The organism is Escherichia sp. KS167_9B (genome assembly GCF_030295215.1).
Taxonomy (GTDB): domain Bacteria; phylum Pseudomonadota; class Gammaproteobacteria; order Enterobacterales; family Enterobacteriaceae; genus Escherichia; species Escherichia coli_F.
Genome location: NZ_AP025754.1, coordinates 4,044,093 through 4,064,262 on the forward strand (window position 1 = coordinate 4,044,093; position 20,170 = coordinate 4,064,262).

20 protein-coding genes are annotated in these 20,170 nt (G+C 52.0%); 5 read left to right on the plus strand and 15 right to left on the minus strand.

Going from position 1 to position 20,170, the window contains the following annotated elements; genetic code table 11:
• Positions 1-222: 222 nt before the first annotated feature.
• From nirB to QUE34_RS20410, 5 genes are all read left to right on the plus strand, one after another.
• Complete coding sequence (gene nirB, locus QUE34_RS20390) at positions 223-2,766, plus strand: NADPH-nitrite reductase large subunit (RefSeq protein ID WP_000049213.1); 2,544 nt, start codon at positions 223-225, stop codon at positions 2,764-2,766.
• The gene (nirD, locus tag QUE34_RS20395) at positions 2,763-3,089 is read left to right on the plus strand and encodes a nitrite reductase small subunit NirD (RefSeq protein WP_000084764.1); all 327 of its coding nucleotides are present in this window, start codon (positions 2,763-2,765) and stop codon (positions 3,087-3,089) included. Before nirB ends, nirD begins: the two co-directional genes overlap by 4 nt.
• A gap of 126 nt (positions 3,090-3,215) precedes the next feature.
• A complete protein-coding gene (nirC, locus tag QUE34_RS20400) occupies positions 3,216-4,022 on the plus strand; it encodes a nitrite transporter NirC (RefSeq protein ID WP_000493563.1) in 807 nt (268 codons plus the stop codon).
• 18 nt (positions 4,023-4,040) lie between these two features.
• Positions 4,041-5,414 (plus strand): siroheme synthase CysG, encoded by a 1,374-nt coding sequence (cysG, locus tag QUE34_RS20405; protein ID WP_032303904.1) that lies wholly within the window; start codon positions 4,041-4,043, stop codon positions 5,412-5,414.
• 246 nt (positions 5,415-5,660) lie between these two features.
• Complete coding sequence (locus QUE34_RS20410; protein ID WP_001031834.1) at positions 5,661-5,828, plus strand: YhfL family protein; 168 nt, start codon at positions 5,661-5,663, stop codon at positions 5,826-5,828.
• 104 nt (positions 5,829-5,932) lie between these two features.
• Here QUE34_RS20410 and QUE34_RS20415 read toward each other — a convergent pair whose 3' ends face one another.
• The 15 genes from QUE34_RS20415 to aroK all read right to left on the minus strand — a co-directional run bounded on the left by QUE34_RS20415 (position 5,933) and on the right by aroK (position 19,932).
• The gene (locus tag QUE34_RS20415; protein ID WP_286338871.1) at positions 5,933-7,018 is read right to left on the minus strand and encodes an aminotransferase class I/II-fold pyridoxal phosphate-dependent enzyme; all 1,086 of its coding nucleotides are present in this window, start codon (positions 7,016-7,018) and stop codon (positions 5,933-5,935) included.
• 11 nt (positions 7,019-7,029) lie between these two features.
• Positions 7,030-8,334, minus strand: coding sequence for a YhfT family protein (locus QUE34_RS20420; RefSeq protein WP_032303906.1), 1,305 nt, complete (start codon positions 8,332-8,334; stop codon positions 7,030-7,032).
• A gap of 11 nt (positions 8,335-8,345) precedes the next feature.
• Positions 8,346-8,699: a DUF2620 domain-containing protein gene (locus tag QUE34_RS20425; RefSeq protein WP_000719728.1), complete on the minus strand. Its 354-nt coding sequence runs from the start codon at positions 8,697-8,699 to the stop codon at positions 8,346-8,348.
• 10 nt (positions 8,700-8,709) lie between these two features.
• Positions 8,710-9,588, minus strand: coding sequence for a phosphotriesterase-related protein (locus tag QUE34_RS20430; protein ID WP_032303907.1), 879 nt, complete (start codon positions 9,586-9,588; stop codon positions 8,710-8,712).
• Positions 9,585-10,811, minus strand: coding sequence for a phosphopentomutase (locus tag QUE34_RS20435; protein WP_103253572.1), 1,227 nt, complete (start codon positions 10,809-10,811; stop codon positions 9,585-9,587). Before QUE34_RS20435 ends, QUE34_RS20430 begins: the two co-directional genes overlap by 4 nt.
• Positions 10,811-11,974 carry a YhfX family PLP-dependent enzyme gene (locus QUE34_RS20440; protein ID WP_032303909.1) on the minus strand — a complete coding sequence of 388 codons (1,164 nt, stop codon included), beginning with the start codon at positions 11,972-11,974 and terminating at the stop codon, positions 10,811-10,813. The genes QUE34_RS20435 and QUE34_RS20440 overlap by 1 nt, the downstream gene beginning before the upstream one ends.
• Before the next feature lie 83 nt (positions 11,975-12,057).
• The gene (locus QUE34_RS20445; protein ID WP_000450045.1) at positions 12,058-12,420 is read right to left on the minus strand and encodes a hypothetical protein; all 363 of its coding nucleotides are present in this window, start codon (positions 12,418-12,420) and stop codon (positions 12,058-12,060) included.
• Between the two features lie 16 nt (positions 12,421-12,436).
• Complete coding sequence (gene yhfZ, locus QUE34_RS20450; RefSeq protein ID WP_103253573.1) at positions 12,437-13,342, minus strand: GntR family transcriptional regulator YhfZ; 906 nt, start codon at positions 13,340-13,342, stop codon at positions 12,437-12,439.
• 159 nt (positions 13,343-13,501) lie between these two features.
• The gene (trpS, locus tag QUE34_RS20455) at positions 13,502-14,506 is read right to left on the minus strand and encodes a tryptophan--tRNA ligase (protein ID WP_000165543.1); all 1,005 of its coding nucleotides are present in this window, start codon (positions 14,504-14,506) and stop codon (positions 13,502-13,504) included.
• On the minus strand, positions 14,499-15,257 hold the full coding sequence (gph, locus tag QUE34_RS20460) for a phosphoglycolate phosphatase (protein ID WP_001031720.1): 759 nt from the start codon (positions 15,255-15,257) through the stop codon (positions 14,499-14,501). Before gph ends, trpS begins: the two co-directional genes overlap by 8 nt.
• Complete coding sequence (rpe, locus tag QUE34_RS20465; protein WP_000816280.1) at positions 15,250-15,927, minus strand: ribulose-phosphate 3-epimerase; 678 nt, start codon at positions 15,925-15,927, stop codon at positions 15,250-15,252. The genes gph and rpe overlap by 8 nt, the downstream gene beginning before the upstream one ends.
• A 17-nt stretch (positions 15,928-15,944) precedes the next feature.
• On the minus strand, positions 15,945-16,781 hold the full coding sequence (gene dam / locus QUE34_RS20470) for an adenine-specific DNA-methyltransferase (RefSeq protein WP_000742143.1): 837 nt from the start codon (positions 16,779-16,781) through the stop codon (positions 15,945-15,947).
• Positions 16,782-16,887: 106 nt separating this feature from the next.
• Complete coding sequence (gene damX / locus QUE34_RS20475) at positions 16,888-18,174, minus strand: cell division protein DamX (RefSeq protein ID WP_032303912.1); 1,287 nt, start codon at positions 18,172-18,174, stop codon at positions 16,888-16,890.
• 91 nt (positions 18,175-18,265) lie between these two features.
• Positions 18,266-19,354, minus strand: coding sequence for a 3-dehydroquinate synthase (gene aroB, locus QUE34_RS20480; protein ID WP_000439850.1), 1,089 nt, complete (start codon positions 19,352-19,354; stop codon positions 18,266-18,268).
• 56 nt (positions 19,355-19,410) lie between these two features.
• Positions 19,411-19,932 (minus strand): shikimate kinase AroK, encoded by a 522-nt coding sequence (gene aroK, locus QUE34_RS20485; RefSeq protein WP_000818618.1) that lies wholly within the window; start codon positions 19,930-19,932, stop codon positions 19,411-19,413.
• Positions 19,933-20,170: the final 238 nt, after the last annotated feature.

Sequence of the window (20,170 nt, forward strand, 5' to 3'; positions counted from 1 at the left end):
CCTCACTTACCCCGCTACGTACGTCTATTTCTATAAACCCTTTCATTTTGTCTATTTTTTGCACACGAATGAAATGTCAGACAATTCCGTGACTTAAGAAAATTTATACAAATCAGCAATATACCCCTTAAGGAGTATATAAAGGTGAATTTGATTTACATCAATAAGCGGGGTTGCTGAATCGTTAAGGTAAGCGGTAATAGAAAAGAAATCGAGGCAAAAATGAGCAAAGTCAGACTCGCAATTATCGGTAACGGTATGGTCGGCCATCGCTTTATCGAAGATCTTCTTGATAAATCTGATGCGGCCAACTTTGATATTACCGTTTTCTGTGAAGAACCGCGCATCGCTTATGACCGCGTACACCTCTCGTCTTACTTCTCTCACCACACCGCCGAAGAGCTGTCGCTGGTGCGCGAAGGCTTCTACGAGAAACACGGTATCAAAGTTCTGGTCGGCGAACGCGCTATCACCATCAACCGTCAGGAGAAGGTGATTCACTCCAGCGCCGGACGTACCGTTTTTTATGACAAGCTGATCATGGCGACCGGTTCCTATCCGTGGATCCCGCCAATCAAAGGTTCTGATACTCAGGACTGCTTTGTCTATCGCACCATTGAAGACCTCAACGCCATTGAATCCTGCGCCCGTCGCAGTAAGCGCGGTGCCGTTGTTGGCGGCGGCCTGTTAGGTCTGGAAGCCGCTGGCGCGCTGAAAAACTTAGGCATTGAAACCCACGTTATCGAATTTGCCCCTATGCTGATGGCGGAACAGCTTGATCAGATGGGCGGCGAGCAATTGCGTCGCAAAATCGAAAGCATGGGTGTACGCGTTCACACCAGCAAAAACACTCTTGAGATTGTGCAGGAAGGTGTCGAAGCGCGTAAAACCATGCGTTTTGCCGACGGCAGCGAACTGGAAGTCGACTTTATCGTCTTCTCTACCGGTATCCGTCCGCGCGATAAGCTGGCAACCCAGTGTGGTCTGGACGTTGCTCCGCGTGGGGGTATCGTCATAAATGATTCCTGCCAGACTTCCGATCCAGATATCTACGCCATCGGTGAATGCGCAAGCTGGAACAACCGTGTATTTGGTCTGGTAGCTCCTGGCTACAAAATGGCGCAGGTCGCCGTTGACCATATTCTCGGTAGCGAAAACGCCTTTGAAGGTGCTGACCTTAGCGCCAAGCTGAAACTGCTGGGCGTAGACGTAGGCGGTATTGGTGATGCTCACGGTCGCACGCCTGGCGCACGTAGCTACGTTTACCTCGACGAAAGTAAAGAGATCTACAAACGCCTGATTGTCAGCGAAGACAACAAAACCCTGCTCGGTGCAGTACTGGTGGGTGATACCAGCGACTACGGTAACCTGCTGCAACTGGTGCTGAATGCAATCGAACTGCCGGAAAACCCGGATTCCCTGATCCTGCCGGCGCACTCAGGTAGCGGCAAGCCGTCTATCGGTGTTGATAAACTGCCGGACAGCGCGCAAATCTGCTCCTGCTTCGACGTCACCAAAGGCGATCTGATTGCTGCCATCAACAAAGGCTGCCACACCGTTGCGGCGCTGAAAGCCGAAACCAAAGCGGGTACTGGCTGCGGTGGCTGTATCCCGCTGGTCACTCAGGTACTGAACGCGGAACTGGCAAAACAGGGTATCGAAGTTAACAATAACCTGTGCGAACACTTTGCTTATTCGCGTCAGGAACTGTTCCATTTGATCCGCGTTGAAGGCATTAAAACCTTCGAAGAACTGCTGGCGAAACACGGTAAAGGCTACGGTTGTGAGGTTTGTAAACCGACCGTCGGTTCGCTGCTGGCCTCCTGCTGGAACGAATACATTCTGAAGCCGGAACATACTCCGCTGCAGGATTCTAACGACAACTTCCTCGCGAACATCCAGAAAGACGGCACCTACTCGGTGATCCCGCGTTCTCCGGGTGGTGAAATCACCCCAGAAGGGCTGATGGCAGTGGGTCGTATCGCGCGTGAATTTAATCTCTACACCAAAATCACCGGCTCCCAGCGTCTGGCGATGTTTGGCGCACAGAAAGACGATCTGCCGGAGATCTGGCGTCAGCTGATTGAAGCAGGTTTCGAAACCGGTCATGCGTATGCGAAAGCACTGCGTATGGCGAAAACCTGCGTGGGTAGCACCTGGTGCCGCTACGGCGTTGGCGACAGCGTCGGCCTCGGCGTGGAACTGGAAAACCGCTACAAAGGCATCCGTACGCCGCACAAAATGAAGTTCGGTGTCTCCGGCTGTACCCGTGAATGTTCAGAAGCTCAGGGTAAAGATGTGGGTATTATCGCCACTGAAAAAGGCTGGAACCTGTATGTGTGCGGTAACGGCGGCATGAAACCGCGTCATGCGGATCTGCTGGCAGCGGATATCGATCGCGAAACGCTGATCAAATATCTTGACCGCTTCATGATGTTCTACATCCGTACTGCCGACAAACTGACGCGTACCGCACCGTGGTTAGAAAACCTCGAAGGCGGCATTGATTACCTGAAAGCGGTGATCATTGACGACAAGCTGGGGCTGAACGCACATCTGGAAGAAGAGATGGCGCGCCTGCGTGAAGCGGTAGTGTGTGAGTGGACTGAAACGGTCAATACGCCGTCTGCGCAGACTCGCTTCAAACACTTCATCAACAGCGATAAGCGTGACCCGAACGTGCAGATGGTGCCAGAGCGCGAACAGCACCGTCCGGCAACGCCGTATGAACGTATCCCGGTAACTCTGGTGGAGGACAACGCATGAGCCAGTGGAAAGACATCTGCAAAATTGATGACATCCTGCCTGAAACCGGCGTCTGCGCGCTGTTAGGTGACGAGCAGGTAGCGATTTTCCGCCCGTATCACAGCGACCAGGTGTTTGCGATCAGCAACATCGATCCGTTCTTCGAATCCAGCGTGCTGTCACGCGGGCTGATTGCGGAACACCAGGGCGAGCTGTGGGTCGCCAGTCCGCTGAAAAAACAGCGTTTTCGCTTAAGCGACGGTTTATGCATGGAAGATGAACAGTTTTCCGTCAAGCATTACGAGGCACGAGTGAAAGACGGCGTGGTACAGCTACGCGGTTAATTGTTTTAACGGGAGGCGCAATGCCTCCCCTTTTTGCATTGTCCTGTAATGACCTTAAGTATATTGCAGGACATTTTTTAAACTTTTTGTTTTATTTTTTGTTTTTATTTTTTAAAGGATAATCAAATGTTTACAGACACTATTAATAAGTGTGCGGCTAACGCTGCGCGCATTGCACGCCTGTCGGCAAATAACCCGCTCGGCTTCTGGGTAAGCTCCGCGATGGCGGGCGCGTATGTGGGGCTGGGGATCATCCTGATTTTCACGCTCGGTAACCTGCTCGATCCATCTGTTCGTCCTCTGGTGATGGGCGCGACCTTTGGTATCGCCTTAACGCTGGTGATTATCGCCGGTTCTGAACTGTTCACTGGACACACCATGTTCCTCACCTTTGGGGTGAAAGCGGGCACCATTAGCCACGGGCAAATGTGGGCAATCCTGCCGCAAACCTGGCTGGGTAACCTGGTCGGTTCCGTCTTTGTTGCCATGCTTTATAGCTGGGGCGGTGGTAGCCTTTTGCCAGTAGATACCAGTATTGTTCACTCCGTCGCGCTGGCAAAGACCACTGCACCGGCAATGGTACTGTTCTTCAAAGGCGCATTGTGTAACTGGCTGGTTTGTCTGGCAATCTGGATGGCACTGCGTACTGAAGGCGCGGCGAAATTTATCGCAATCTGGTGGTGTCTGCTGGCGTTTATTGCGTCCGGTTACGAGCACTCCATCGCTAACATGACGCTGTTCGCGCTCTCATGGTTCGGCAACCACAGCGAAGCCTACACGCTGGCGGGTATTGGTCATAACCTGCTGTGGGTGACGCTGGGTAATACTTTATCGGGTGCCGTATTCATGGGATTGGGTTATTGGTATGCTACGCCGAAAGCTAATCGTCCGGTTGCGGACAAATTTAATCAAACTGAAACGGCTGCCGGTTAATTATTAAGGGGTTTTTACGTGGATCATTTGCCTATATTTTGCCAATTACGCGACCGCGACTGTTTGATTGTCGGCGGTGGTGATGTCGCGGAACGCAAAGCAAGGTTGCTGTTAGACGCAGGTGCTCGCTTAACGGTGAATGCATTAGCGTTTATTCCACAGTTCACCGCATGGGCAGATGCAGGCATGTTAACCCTCGTCGAAGGGCCATTTGATGAAAGCCTTCTCGACACCTGCTGGCTGGCAATTGCGGCGACGGATGATGACGCGCTTAATCAGCGCGTCAGCGAAGCCGCCGAATCTCGTCGTATCTTCTGTAACGTGGTCGATGCGCCGAAAGCCGCCAGCTTTATTATGCCGTCGATTATCGACCGCTCACCGCTCATGGTCGCGGTCTCCTCTGGCGGTACCTCTCCGGTCCTGGCGCGACTGTTACGCGAAAAACTTGAATCACTGCTGCCGCTGCATCTCGGCCAGGTGGCAAAATATGCAGGGCAGTTACGCGGTCGGGTCAAACAACAGTTCGCCACGATGGGTGAACGTCGCCGTTTCTGGGAAAAACTGTTCGTTAATGATCGCCTGGCGCAGTCGCTGGCGAACAACGATCAGAAAGCCATTACCGAAACGACCGAACAGTTAATCAATGAACCGCTCGATCATCGCGGTGAAGTGGTGCTGGTTGGCGCAGGTCCGGGCGATGCCGGTCTGCTGACACTAAAAGGACTGCAACAAATTCAGCAGGCAGATGTGGTGGTCTACGACCGTCTGGTTTCTGACGATATTATGAATCTGGTACGCCGCGATGCGGATCGTGTCTTCGTCGGTAAACGCGCGGGGTATCACTGCGTACCGCAGGAAGAGATTAACCAGATCCTGCTGCGGGAAGCGCAAAAAGGCAAACGCGTGGTGCGGCTGAAAGGCGGCGATCCGTTTATTTTTGGCCGTGGTGGCGAAGAGCTGGAAACACTGTGCAATGCAGGCATTCCGTTCTCGGTGGTTCCAGGTATTACCGCAGCTTCTGGTTGCTCTGCCTATTCGGGCATTCCGCTCACGCATCGCGATTATGCTCAGAGCGTACGCTTAATTACCGGACACTTAAAAACCGGTGGCGAGCTGGACTGGGAAAACCTGGCAGCCGAAAAACAGACGCTGGTGTTCTATATGGGGCTTAATCAGGCCGCGACCATTCAGCAAAAACTGATTGAACACGGAATGCCTTGCGAAATGCCGGTGGCGATTGTCGAAAACGGTACGGCGGTAACGCAACGCGTGATTGACGGTACGCTCACGCAACTGGGCGAGCTGGCGCAGCAAATGAACAGTCCCTCATTAATTATTATTGGTCGGGTCGTTGGCCTGCGCGATAAATTGAACTGGTTCTCTAACCATTAATTTTACCCGGGCCAGATAATTCTGGCCCTCTTTATCACTCTTTTTATATATTCAGCAAATAAAGCATACCCTCTTAATAAATATCATTTGCTAATGGATTATATTCACCGTTACAGCGACTTACAAAATTAAGTCATTCACTCACTGACGCCAATTAAATATTCCTGTATCGTTCTTTATGAGCAGTCCGCTTATATTCATATAATCAATGAATATTAATCAATATATAATACATAGGGAATGTAAATGAACAAATTTATTAAAGTTGCACTGGTAGGTGCAGTACTGGCTACGTTAACTGCATGTACTGGTCATATTGAAAACCGTGATAAGAACTGCTCTTACGACTACCTGCTGCACCCGGCAATTTCTATTTCTAAAATCATTGGCGGTTGCGGTCCTACTGCACAGTAAGTCTCTGACAGAAATCGGCTAACGCCGGTTTAATGAGCTAACGCCCTCTGAATTTTCCGAGGGCGTATTTTTCTCCATACTCTGCGAAAACATCGTTCCCAGAATTAAACGCTGGCAATACTCTCGCGCAAAATCCGCAATACCGTCTCATCACCGCTGCGATTCGGGTTAATGCGAATTGCACAATGTTCTAATTGCGGATTCGCCTGACGAAACGTTCCGGAAAGTCGATAAAAGAGCGGCGGGATTTCATATTTCGACTCTGCACCCACCGGGTAAGGCAAGGCACCGCGCTTTTGCGCCTCTTCCAGCACTCTGGCGGCAATCGGCTGATGAAACTCGACAATCAACACCTTCGACTGCGCATTAGCAATAACGGCGCTTTTAACTTCCGCCACCGCGCCACCGTTGAGCAAGGCCAGCAACCGTTCAGATACCCCCGCCTGCACCGCGTGCATCACTGGCGCAAACACCAGACCACGCAATACTTCCAGCGCCTGTGCGCCCTGGATCTGACTGCCGCCGGAATAGAGCGTGGCGCGGATCCGGTTAATAACATCAGCATCGCCTACCACCGCGCCAACACCCTCTGGCCCAAACAGCTTGAAGCAGGAAAATGTCGAGACATTCGCCCCGCATTCACAGCCAATGCGCGCCACCTTCATCACCGCATAGTTGTCATCGGTTAAGGCTGGAACACCTGCTGCGCGCAGCGTTGCCAGCACATCTGCCAGTACATAGCTGTCCTGCGGCTGCTGGCGCGTATGCTGCACCATCGCGGCATCTGGTTGTTGCTCGTCGACGACCTGCTTCAGTGCCGACAGGTCATTAAAATCAGCAGTAATAAGCGTCAGCCCCATCTGTTCAATAATGACCTGAGTCGTCGGGTAAACAGGCGCGTCATGCACCAGAAGACGCTGCCCCGATTTGAGCAAAGCTGCCAGCCCGACGCGAATTGCTCCAGTACCCGCGCCCTGCACCAGCGCCGCCGCTGGCGCATGAAACGCATCAGCCAGCACCTGCTCCACACGCTGAGTAATGCGCGGTTGATTCAGGCCCGGCGTTAAGCCTAAATCCCCGCGGGTAAGAAACTCCGCGCCGGGAAAATGGCGGCAAATCGTATCCACCAACGCAAACTGCTTTTGCTGCGCTTCAATAAGCGTCAGGCTTTGCAAAGGAAACGTCTTCATAGGTGCCTTCTTTAAGCCGGAACGAACAGACCAAGCCAGTAAAGAACATTCAGCAGGATGCCAGTGATCATTACTGCTACGACCGGTGCCGCCATTTTCTGTACCGGACGGCCCAGGGATTCGTTGAGGAAGTAAATGGCAACCGCGATGGAGAATCCGGTATAGCCCGCCATTTTAATTGCTGCGAAAATCGAACCGACCAGCAACGCCACTTCCATCAGCATATTCATGGCGTTACGGATGTTATCCGACGCGTTACGTACCGATGGATAGCGTCCCAGCCATTTGCCGATCGAACGAAGTAACAGGACTTCCGCCGAAATAACCACTGCGCCTAATACCGCTGCAATCATCGGATTCGGCGAGAGATAGCCCACCGCATAAACAAAGGTAAAGCCCGCAACTGCATACACACCTGTTGCTAACGCGGTGGTGGCAATCAACGGCACAAAACCCAGCCCGCGCATAAATTCCGCCAGCGCCGCCTGGTTGATCAGCGTTTGTGATTGTTCCGGCGTTACACCTGCGGAATATGCTTTCTCCAGGGTGAAGATCGACACTTCACTACCAGCAAAAATCTTCATGCTGGCAACGGCGGCAATCAGCGCCCCTACGATGGCGATATAGGGTAAATTTTTGATAATCCTCGACGTACGTTCTTCAAACACCGACATACCGCTGGCATCGATGTCATTTTCATCACGATGACGCAGGTCGTGAGTTATCGCGATCCCCAGCAGCATCACCATGCCAATAAAGATTTCGATGGATTCCGGATTGAGATGCGGGAAATAGCGCACTACCACCACACGGGTCATCAACACTACCACGGCGGCGATCAGACTTTGCTTCCAGCCAAACTGGTAGAAAATCGCCACCAACGGGAACAGTGCAAAAGCTGAAACCACTGGCGAGCTTAATTCCCCCAGACTACCTAATACATCCACCGGTAGCGCGGTCAGCAGCTGGTTTACCGGCAGCAGGCAGGTGAGGATCAGTACGCCCCAGAGTGCACCAAGGCCAAACGCCATCAGGCTGTTTATCGCCAGGACACCGAGGATATCGGTAGGAAGAAAGAGTAACCATGCGTTGAGCAACCCGGTTTTCAGGGTAAAAGAGATCCCCACCGAGGCCACAAAACCAATGCTCAGACCAAAAGCGATACTCCCCGCCTCACGACGGTTCATATAGCCTTCAATCAGTTGCGGCAGGATCGGGCGGATACCGTCATGAAAAACGGCTGCCGAGCGATGCGCCAGAAGCGATGTCATACCCGTCAGGCACGCCACCACGATAATCTGAATATACAGATCCATAGTCGTGCCTTTTATTTCAGATGGTTAATCAGCATCGGAATCGCGTGTTCGACATGCTCAACGGAAAGCCCAAACGCCACTTTCCCTTCGGCGATCATTTTGGCGATATGCTCGTCTTTCGCTTTAATGCCCGGCTTGGCAATAGTGCAACTTTTGTTATAGCCAATCACCGCGATGGCAATCGACAATGCCGCGCCCGCCCCGGTATTACACGCGCCGATGTAGTAATCCAGTTGCCCGGATTTCACCTTCATCGCCGCTTCCATGTCGTTATGAATGAAAACTTCAAAACAGCCAGGAGCCGTCGCTTCAATGGTTTTTTTAATCTGCTCACGCTGTAAGCCTGCAACACCAATCTTTTTCATGAGTCTGTCCTTATTGGAAAAATTGAGAGGGAGTTTCACGTAACATCACATCCACATCGGCCTGACTGAATCCTGACTGGCGCAATTGCGGAATAAAGGTGGTTAATAAATAGTCATAGCCATAACCACCGTTGGCTTTTAAATGAGAGCGGCGCGTAATATCCATCGACAGCATGACGCGGTTCAGCAACCCACGGTCACGTAGCGCGTGGAGCATCGCAATGCGCTTTTCGTCCGGGTAGTAACTGTTCTTGCCGATGGTGTCGAACTGCACATACGCGCCGAGATCGATCATCTTCAAAATGTTGTCGAGGTTGTCTTTCAGATCGCAGTGACCAACGGTGACGCGCGAAAGATCAACTCCGTGGGCTTGCAACAGAGCCAATTGCTCCAGCCCCATCGTGCTGAACGACGTATGCGTGGAGATCGAGCGTCCGGTCTGGTTATGTGCCAGCGCGGCGGCAATAAAAACTTTCTCTTCCAGCGGCGTAATCTTTCCTTCGCTGGAGCCAATCTCCGCGATGATCCCGGCTTTCAGCTCCGTGCCATCGATACCCTGTTCAATTTCATCGACCATCTCCTGCGCCAGTTCCTGCACGCTGCGGGTCGCCACATGTTGCGGGAAAAACGCGTCCTGGTAATAACCGGTGCAGGCCACCACGTTGATCCCCGTCTCGTGCATTACATCGAGCATAAATTGTGCATTGCGCCCCATGTAACGGTTGGTCATCTCAATCACATTACGCACACCCTGTGCCATCAGGTCGTTCATCTCCTGGCAAATGAACGCATACTGATCAAGGCGGCAGTCCACGTTGTTTTTAAAGCCGGAGAGATCAATATGCAGATGCTCATGGGCGAGGGTGAAGCCCGTCGGATCAAAACTCATAGGGTGTCTCCTGCAAACCGGAGGGAGGAAAGAAAAGAGCGACCATTTTGTGGCGGTGGCGCACGGAAAAATTCACACACGGTAGCCCCCACATCAGAAAGCGTGGTGCGCACACCGAGTTGCGTGTGGACCAGCCCTTGCTGATAAACCAGCACTGGCACTACTTCACGGGTATGGTGGCTGTGACCAATGGTCGGATCGTTACCGTGATCCGCCATCACGACCAGGCAATCATCTGGCTGCATCGCCTCAACAAGCCGGACAAGGTTACGGTCAACGACCTGCAAACGTTCAGCATAACGTGCGACGTCTTCTGCGTGACCAGCGAGGTCGGTTTCCTGGATATTGGTGCAAATAAACGCCGTCGGATGCGTGTTAAATTCGTCGAGGGTGACATCCATAATCCGCTGGCTATCCACCAGGTTTTGCCAGCTCACGCCATAAGGATTGCTGACAATATCTGCCACCTTACCCACCAGCACCGTGGGCACGCCCACTTGATGCAGTTGGTGCGGCACCTGCACTTTTTCATCGACGCCGTAGCCCATATGTACGACCTGGAAGCCATTGTCATAAGCGCCAGAACGCGGCGCATTGATGCCAATAAAGCGCCCTTCTTTGCTTTCTGCGGCATCGAGAATGCGCTGACTGTCAGTTAACAGGCCGCCAAATGTAATGACCCGACCGGCCTGTACCTGCTCACGCACGATACGACCAATTTTGATTGCGTCGTCAAAAGAGATCGCAGAGAGATTGGCGGTGATGTTATAGACCTGGCCTAAATCCGCCTCGAGGTTATCGCCAATGGCAACCGACTGATTAACCCACAGAAATTGCAACTCTTCGCCACGGCGCTCAACCCGCCAGCCAGCGGTGACTAATGCCTGTTCAACACGGTCAATCACATCGCGAAAGGGCATCCGCAGCGGCGGTAACGGGCGCGTGCCTAAAATTTCCTGATGCCCCATAAAGGTATCGCCACCTTCATGTTGCAGCTCTGCCACACCCCAGGTTGCGGAGTCTGACGGCTGCATATCGCCTGGCGCATAACCTAATGCGTTGATTAGCCCCAGCTTCTCCAGCGTTGGTAGCTGCAAATGCGGCAGTTGGCTCAGGATGTGACCACAGGTATTCGCCCCGGCATCCTGTGGGCGCACCAACGTGACATCTTTCATTGCGCCTACGCCAAAGCTATCAATCACTAACACCACAAATCGCGCCATTACGCCTCCAGAGAGCTTCCAAGACTGTCATAACGACCAACGATTTCCGGTTCGCCACGGTGAATACCGGACACCAGCACCACATCGCTACGGGTGACAAAAATCTGCGTGCGAAAACAGAGCACCACTGCACTGCTCACCGGATACTCGCCTGCCAGCGGCAGGGTGTAGTCGATACTGCTGTCATCCACAGTTTTGATATTGGTTTCAGTAATCTTTTGATTTTCTGGCGTAAACACCAGCGCATGTTGCGCGTGACCACGACGGTAATAACCGCCGCCGTAGCAGTAGCTGTCGCCACGGAAGTGATGGGAAATTTCGCTCAGCCAAAGCATGGCGATACGTTCGGGTTGGTCGCCCTGCTGGTTTGCCGGAATCGTCCCCGTCAGTGCATGGCCGGGTTCGGCATGAGTCACACCGTATTCCGCCAGTAATGGCAGCGAAGTGCAGCTGGTCGCTGAAGGCGCGTTTAATTGCTCAAGTACAACTCCAGACTTCAGAAGTTGGTTACGAGCATTGACCAGCGTCTGGAGGTTCGGTGTTGGCAAAACTTTCCCGGCAGCCTCATCCCATAGCAGGCAAGGGAAATGGGTTAATCCGGCTAAATGTAACCCCGGTAGTTTCTGGATTTCAGCAACCACCTCATGCAGCGAATGCTGTGCAAAACCGCTCTCCTGCCCCGGATAAAGAAAATCATCGTCGCTATAAACTTTGAGCAGCACAGGCTGGACCCGCCCGGCCGTCACCGCTGCGGCAGAAACTTCCCGCGCTTTGTCGAGTGTAAACACGGTGATGACGTCGGTGCCCTGTTCAACGGCGTCAGAAACCTGATGACAAGGGATTTGTACCAGATGCCCCTGATGCGCCACCGGCAAACCGGCGCGGCGCATGACTCGCGCCTCTTTGTAATCCACCGCCACAATGCCGCTGTAGCCCAATGCCAGTAGTTTTTCCGCCAGCCACGGATTACGACCAAACTGCTTGGTCATCAGATACAGTTCAATGCCGTAAAGCCGCGCCGTCTCAATCAGCCGCTTACCGTTTTCCAGTATCTGATCCACGTCGATTACCCAACTGTCCGGGGCGATCTTGCCCTGTTGCCACAATCTTAGTGCGGCGGAAATCAGTGCCGGGTTCTGGCGTTTCAATGCTTCTACAAACATCTTGTTGCCTCGTTTCTGTTCCTTGAATTAAATATTCATTTTTTTGAATATTTAGGTTGTGCGACGTGGATTTGTCGGGAGCCTCAAACCTCTTCGTTAGCAGCCATCCATAATCCATAAAGGTTGGCCAGCAAATAGCCTTCTTCACACGGGTTAACTTCCAGTGCGAATTCCTTCAACAACACCTGATGCAATTGTAAAATGGCTGACCAGTGGCTGGATTGCGCCAGCTCTGCCAGCAATTCGTTATCCAGCGGCTCTATTTCTTCACCACGGCGACTGCGCATCAGTGCGCTCGCCATATGTGTCATCGCCATCATTCCTTGCTCGCTGCGCACTGGCAAATGGCATTCGGTTTCCAGTACCTTGACGACCTGCATCATGCCTTTGCAGATGTCCTTATCAATAACGCCTGCCTCGCAAAGCAGGTTGAGTCTGGTTTCCATTTCAGATGCCTTTCATTTAATAACTGGGTTCCTGTTCCCCACTCACCACTCGTTGTTGATGGGCAAGCAGGGCCTGTTTATCAACCACTGCACGCAGCAGTTGTTGCATTGGGTAATCATCGGCACGCGTTAGTATCACGGCTTCAGTAGCCTGTAAAAATCGCAGATCGTTCGTCAGTGGCATCGCTTCTAATCCCAGCATGGCCAGTTCGCTCTCCGCTACCACGTTCCAGATCACCGCATCGACATCGCCTTTAACAATGCGTTGTAAACTCTCGTGATAAGAGAGATCGACACGTTCTACATCGCTACTGCCAAAAAAGACATCGGTCATGATTTTCTGATCCGCCGAACGGTTATCCAGCCCCACGCGTTTCACGTTTGCGGACTCGCCTTTACGGCAAATCAACTGGTGCTCGCCAACGTAGGTATGCGGCCCCAACTCCAGCGCGAGGCATAAGCCTTTTTGCGTGAGATAACTTTCTGCCGCCAGTCGGGAAACCACCGCCATGTCATAGACACCGTTAAGCAAACACTCCACGCGAATATCCGCACCGCGCATGTGCGCATAATAAAAAGGAATGCCATCAAACTGAGCTTTCAGTCCACTCGCTAAACCTTCGTACAAGCGGGTATAGGGCAAGGGCATGGCACACACAACGTTGTTGATATCCACATGACTCAGCAGTGCTTTGTTATCCATTTCCACCAGATAACTGCCATTGCGCCCGCGGCGTTCAATTCGTATCGCACCGCTTGATTCCAGCGTTTTCAACGCGGCCTGCGTCAGGCCAACGGATGAATGGCATTCAGTTGCCAGTTCATCTATGGTTTTCAGTCGATTACCGCATTTTTCACCCAACAAATAACGGGCCAGTGTCGTGATGACGACGCCTTCTTTTTTGATAAACGTTCGACGCATAATATATTTTCAATAAAATGAATGTTTATATCTTCATTAAAATGAAGATAAGTGGCAACTGTGAGATGTGGAAACGGCGAGGCGCTTCACATTTTTTCGGATTATTGCAAATGAGGATAAAAAAACCGGGTTTCCCCGGTTTTTGGCATTAATGTTAAATTACGGCTTCGCCACAAAACCAATCGCTTCGTAAACCGCTTTCAGCGTCCGGGAAGCGTGTGCACTGGCTTTTTCTGCGCCGTCTTTCATGACCTGTTGCAGGAAGGCTTCGTCGTTGCGGAAACGGTGATAACGTTCCTGCAATTCAGTCAGCATACCAGAAACGGCATCAGCCACTTCGCCTTTCAGATGACCATACATCTTGCCTTCGAACTGTTTTTCCAGTTCCGGGATACTCTGGCCAGTTACCGCAGAAAGGATATCCAGCAGGTTGGAAACGCCCGCTTTATTCTGCACATCATAGCGAACTACCGGCGGCTCGTCGGAGTCAGTGACCGCGCGTTTGATTTTCTTCACGACCGATTTCGGATCTTCCAGCAGGCCGATAACGTTATTGCGATTATCGTCAGACTTGGACATCTTCTTGGTCGGCTCCAGCAGCGACATTACGCGCGCGCCGGATTTCGGAATAAACGGTTCCGGCACTTTAAAAATATCGCCATACAGCGCGTTGAAACGCTGGGCGATATCGCGGCTCAGTTCCAGGTGCTGTTTCTGGTCTTCACCCACCGGCACCAGGTTGGTTTGATACAGTAGAATATCCGCCGCCATCAGCACCGGATAATCAAACAGACCAGCATTGATATTCTCGGCATAACGCGCAGATTTGTCTTTAAACTGGGTCATACGGCTCAGTTCGCCGAAGTAGGTATAGCAGTTCAGTGCCCAGCCTAACTGCGCATGTTCCGGCACGTGGGACTGAACAAAAATGGTGCTTTTCTCAGGATCGATACCACAAGCCAGATACAACGCCAGCGTATCCAGTGTTGCTTTACGCAGCTTCTGTGCATCCTGGCGCACGGTGATCGCATGTTGGTCAACGATACAGTAAATGCAATGGTAGTCATCCTGCATGTTTACCCACTGACGCAGCGCACCCATGTAGTTACCAATGGTCAATTCACCTGAGGGCTGTGCGCCACTAAAAACGATGGGCTTAGTCATTTTTCGATTCCTGATTTTCGCTATGCGGAAGCCCTAGTGCGGGCAGAAGGTCATTGATAGACTGATAAATTACATCAGGCTGGCTAAGATCGATAGCCTCGCCGTAGTTATATCCATAGGTTAAACCAACAGAAGGGCAACCAGCTGCTTTTGCTGCCTGAATATCATTGCGTGAGTCGCCAACAAACAGCATCTGTTGTGGGGCAATGCCCATCCGCTCAGCCACCAGTAACAGTGGGTCCGGATGCGGTTTTTTGTTTTGCACATCATCGCCGCCAATGACCACGCTAAAGTATTTTGCGATATCTAAGGCTTCGAGCAGTGGCGCGACGAACGGCGTCGGTTTGTTGGTGACCAGACCTAGCGGCAGGCCTTTTGCCTGCAATGCGCCAAGCGTATCGGCAACGTGCGGGAACAAAAACGTCCCCTCTTCGGCAACCTCGCCATAGTAGCGATCGAACAGTTTCCGCAGAATACGTACCTGTTCTTCTGCCGGAATGTCGTCATCAACGGGCGGTTTACCCATTGTTTTACGCAGAGTCGCACGTTCCTGACGCGCCCAGGTCAATGCACGCTCCATCAGAACATCTGCGCCATTACCAATCCAGGTAATAACACGCTCTTCACCTGCGACGGGCAACTCCAGCGCATACAGCGCCATATCTACCGCAGCAGCCAGACCAGGAGCACTGTCCACCAGCGTACCATCGAGATCAAAAGCGACGCCGCGAATATCTTCAAACTTATTCATGACTTACCTTTGCCAGTTCACTGCGCATTTCATCAATGACCTTTTTGTAGTCTGGCTGATCGAAAATGGCCGAACCAGCGACGAACATATCGGCACCTGCCGCAGCGATTTCGCCAATGTTGTTCACCTTCACGCCGCCGTCCACTTCCAGTCGAATGTCGAAGCCAGACTCGTCGATACGACGACGTACTTCGCGCAGTTTATCCAGTGTTTGAGGAATGAAAGACTGACCGCCGAAACCAGGGTTGACGGACATCAGCAGGATCACATCCAGCTTATCCATCACGTAATCCAGATAGCTCAGCGGTGTCGCCGGGTTAAATACCAGCCCCGCTTTACAGCCATTTTCTTTAATCAGTTGCAGCGTGCGGTCAACATGCTCGGAGGCTTCTGGATGAAAGGTTATGATGCTGGCACCAGCGGCAGCGAAATCTGGCACAATGCGATCGACCGGTTTCACCATCAGATGCACATCAATAGGGGCAGTAATGCCATAATTACGCAGAGATTTCAGCACCATTGGCCCAATCGTCAGATTGGGAACATAGTGGTTATCCATGACGTCAAAATGCACGACATCAGCGCCAGCTGCCAGGGCTTTTGCGGTATCTTCACCCAGGCGGGCAAAATCAGCCGACAGAATTGAGGGGGCAATCAAATACTGTTTCATCCGCTTCTCCTTGAGAATTATTTTTTCGCGGGTGAAACGACTCCTGGTTTGTACAAAGCCAGCAGTTCGTCCACCTTTTTACGTGTGCCGCCGTTGCTGCTTATACTGCGTCGAACTTTGACGACATGCAATTTTGCGCGCTGATACCACTCACGCGTTAACATCGTATCGTGATTGGAGATCAGCACTGGAATATGGCGCTCAACCAGACCTTCGGCGATCTCCGCCAGATGCGCTTGTTGTTCAAGCGTAAAACTGTTTGTGTGATACGCCGTAAAGTTGGCGGTCGCAGACAGCGGCGCATAAGGCGGATCGCAATAGACGACGGATGCATCATCTGCGCGCGCCATGCTATCGGCGTAAGACTCACAATAGAAAAAGGCATTCTGCGCTTTTTCAGCGAAGTGATACAACTCTGCTTCCGGGAAATAGGGTTTTTTGTAGCGGCCAAACGGCACGTTAAACTCACCGCGCAGATTGTAACGACACAGGCCGTTGTAACCGTAGCGGTTCAAATATAAAAACAGTACCGCCCGACGGAACGGATCCTGGCTTTTGTTGAACTCTTCGCGGAACTGATAGTAAACCTCGGCGCAATTTGTTTCGGGAACAAACAGCTCGCGTGCGGCCTGTACGTACTCATCAGTACGCATCTTCACAATGTTATAGAGACTGATCAGGTCGCTATTGATATCGGCAAGGATATAACGAGAAAAGTCGGTGTTGAGAAACACCGACCCGGCACCTACAAAAGGCTCAACCAGACATTCGCCCTTGGGCAAATGCCGTTTAATATCATCAAGCAGGGGATACTTGCCCCCTGCCCACTTCAAAAAAGCGCGATTTTTCTTCATGCTGACTAACTAATTACACCTTCTCCGGCTGTGGAGAAAGCTCCGACAGCATCCAGCGCTTCAGGCAACTCCCGCGATGATAAACCATTGCGGGAGATAACCTTGATTACTTCAGATCGGCCTGTACCTGACGCAGCGGTTTCGCCCACGGGTTTTTGGCCTGGACATCTGCTGGCAATGTAGATACCGCTTTTTTCGCCTCTTCTTTCGAAGCGTACACGCCAGAAACCAGGACATACCACGGCTGACCATTACGCGTCGTTTCATAGACAACGTAGTTTTTCAGATTCTCTTTCTTCGCCCAACCGTTCAGGTTGTCGTAGTTAGAGGAACTGCTCAGCTGCAAAGTGTAATGGCTGGACGGTGCCGATTTCAACGAACCAACATTACCTGCGGTCTTCCCTCCAGCGGCTGGTGTTGCCGTGGTTTGCGCCGGGGATGCCGTCTGTACTGGAGCCGTAGTTGCGGTCTCTTTTGGTGCTGACGTAGAGGTCGCAGCCGGTGCCTTCGTGCTCGCCACAGGAGCAGCTGGTTCAGTACGCTTCGGCGTCTGTGCTACCGGCTTCGGTTCCGTTTTCACGGTTGCTTGCGGTTTTTTCGGTTCAATCACCGCCTGCTGGCGAGCTGGACGCGTAGTGGCCGGACGTTCAGCGGTTTGCGTTTTCGCCGTGTCACGCGATGCATTGCCATTGCGAACAGGCGCGACCGTCGCGGGTTCAGTCGGCAACGTGGAATTGACCGCCACATTATTCAACTGTTGCTGATTTTGTGGCTGGGTCAGCGCATTGTTCAGGTCACCCTGCACTTCAACACGTTGTTGACCATCCGTTGCCGCCGGGGTTTGCCCTTGAGTCGGCGTAGAAGAGATCGGCGGCAGAGAAACATCCTGCTGAGTATTTTCCGCAGACGTGGTTCCCGGCGCTGGCTGCACGCCATTCGCCTGATCGGTCGCATTGCCAGCAAGATCAATACTCTTCTCGCCAGACGCGGTTTGATCGCTGGAAGAGGTCGAGGGGGCTTTTAGCGCAGAACCGATACCGATGATCAACAGCAGGAGAACCAGAATGCCGACGCCCATCATCATATACTGACGAGAAGCGGGTTTACTGGCTGCTTTTTTGCGCTTACGCGGGCGACGCTCTACGCGCTCTTCATCCACGGTTTCATCTTCGGATTCGTCAATTTCTTCTTCGATTTCCGGTTCCTCATTGCGCTCTTTTTGCGCACGAGTCGGACGGCGATCGTCAGTGTCATCAAGTTCAATATCATCAAAATTGATCTGCGGTTCGCCACGTTCAGTACGCTCAGAACGTTCAGAAGATTGACGAGAACGACCAGTACGACGATCGCTGGGATCGGGTTTCAGCTCGTCTTCTGGTTTGAATTCATCCATTTAACACCCCACTAAAAGGTTAATGCTTACCACGTTGCAATTAACCTGAAGCTAATAGACCGCTTGATAAGCGGCCTGACCTTTCTTGTTGTTACGCTGATTGACAATCGGCAATGGCGTTAAGAACAAGCTCGTGCGAAACGCCGCTGCGAACTTCACTCTTACCAATTGCCAACGGAAGAATTAAGCGCATCTCTCCCGCAAGGACTTTCTTGTCACGCAGCATATGCGGTAAATACGCCTGCGCGGACATTTCGCGCGGCCCATTGACCGGTAACCCAGCCCGCGTGAGCAGGGTTATAATACGCTGCGTTTCGGCAGAACTAAACTGCCCGAGACGTTCCGACGTCCGCGCCGCCATCACCATACCCGCAGCAACCGCTTCACCGTGTAACCAATTGCCATACCCCATTTCAGCTTCAATGGCATGACCAAAGGTGTGTCCCAGATTCAGTAAAGCACGTAACCCGGTTTCGCGCTCGTCGGCGGCGACAACTTCTGCCTTCAGTTCACAACAACGGCGAATACAGTACGCCATTGCCGGACCGTCCAGACGCAACAACGCATCCAGATTCTCTTCCAGCCAGTTAAAAAACGCACCGTCAAGAATAATGCCGTATTTGATGACTTCTGCCAGTCCCGACGCTAACTCACGCGGGGGAAGCGTTTTCAGACAGTCGAGATCCACCACCACTGAAGCTGGCTGGTAGAACGCGCCAATCATGTTTTTACCGAGGGGATGGTTAACCGCAGTTTTGCCGCCAACGGAGGAATCGACCTGCGACAGTAACGTCGTCGGGACTTGAATGAAACGTACACCGCGCTGATAACTCGCCGCCGCAAAGCCGGTCAGATCGCCCACTACGCCGCCGCCAAGCGCCACCAGCGTAGTATCGCGACCATGCGGCTTTTGTAACAACGCCGTAAAAACGGTATCGAGTACAGCCAGGCTTTTATACTGCTCGCCGTCAGGGAGGATAACGCTATCGACGTTAACACCCGCCTGTTCAAGTACGCCGCGGACCTTATCGAGATACAGAGGAGCCAGGGTTTCGTTGGTAACCAACATGACCTGCTCGCCCGATTTCAGCGGTAAGAATGAAGCTGGTTCATTAAACAAACCAGATGCGATGGTAATTGGGTAACTACGTTCCCCGAGAGTAACGACAATCCTCTCCATAACGCGACATCCACCTTAATTACTGTACCCGCAGACGAGTGTATATAAAGCCAGAATTAGTTGCTTTCCAGCATGTGAATAATCTGGTTTGCGACCACTTTAGCGCTTTGATCATCAGTACGAATGGTCACGTCGGCAATCTCTTCATACAGCGGATTGCGTTCATTGGCCAACGCTTCCAGAACTTCACGCGGCGGTGTTTCAACGTGCAGCAACGGGCGTTTTTTATCACGCTGCGTGCGTGCAAGTTGCTTTTCGATGGTCGTTTCAAGATAAACGACAACGCCACGAGCGGAAAGACGGTTACGCGTTTCGCGGGATTTCACAGAGCCGCCGCCAGTAGCCAGCACAATACCCTGTTTCTCGGTCAACTCATTGATGACCTTTTCTTCGCGATCGCGGAAGCCTTCTTCGCCTTCTAAATCGAAAACCCAGCCCACATCAGCTCCGGTTCGTTTCTCAATCTCTTGATCGGAATCGTAAAATTCCATATTGAGTTGTTGAGCTAACTGGCGCCCAATAGTGCTTTTTCCGGCACCCATAGGCCCAACCAGAAAGATATTGCGTTTCTCTGCCATTTTTTCGGTACTACTAAGACTATTCGTTAATGATAAACCCGCTTCGCTCAGAGAGCGCCGCAGGACATGAACTGAAACCTCATAAGATATTGCGAGAGTCAGACTGAAAATTATCTCAATACTCCAGCGGGTTTGGCAACTGAATAAATCACCCATCCCTCTGCATATCTGGTCGCTGCAAGCGCGCTGCCTTGCTACCACCGCTCTGGCGATAAATCACCGGGTAAGATTAGCGTAA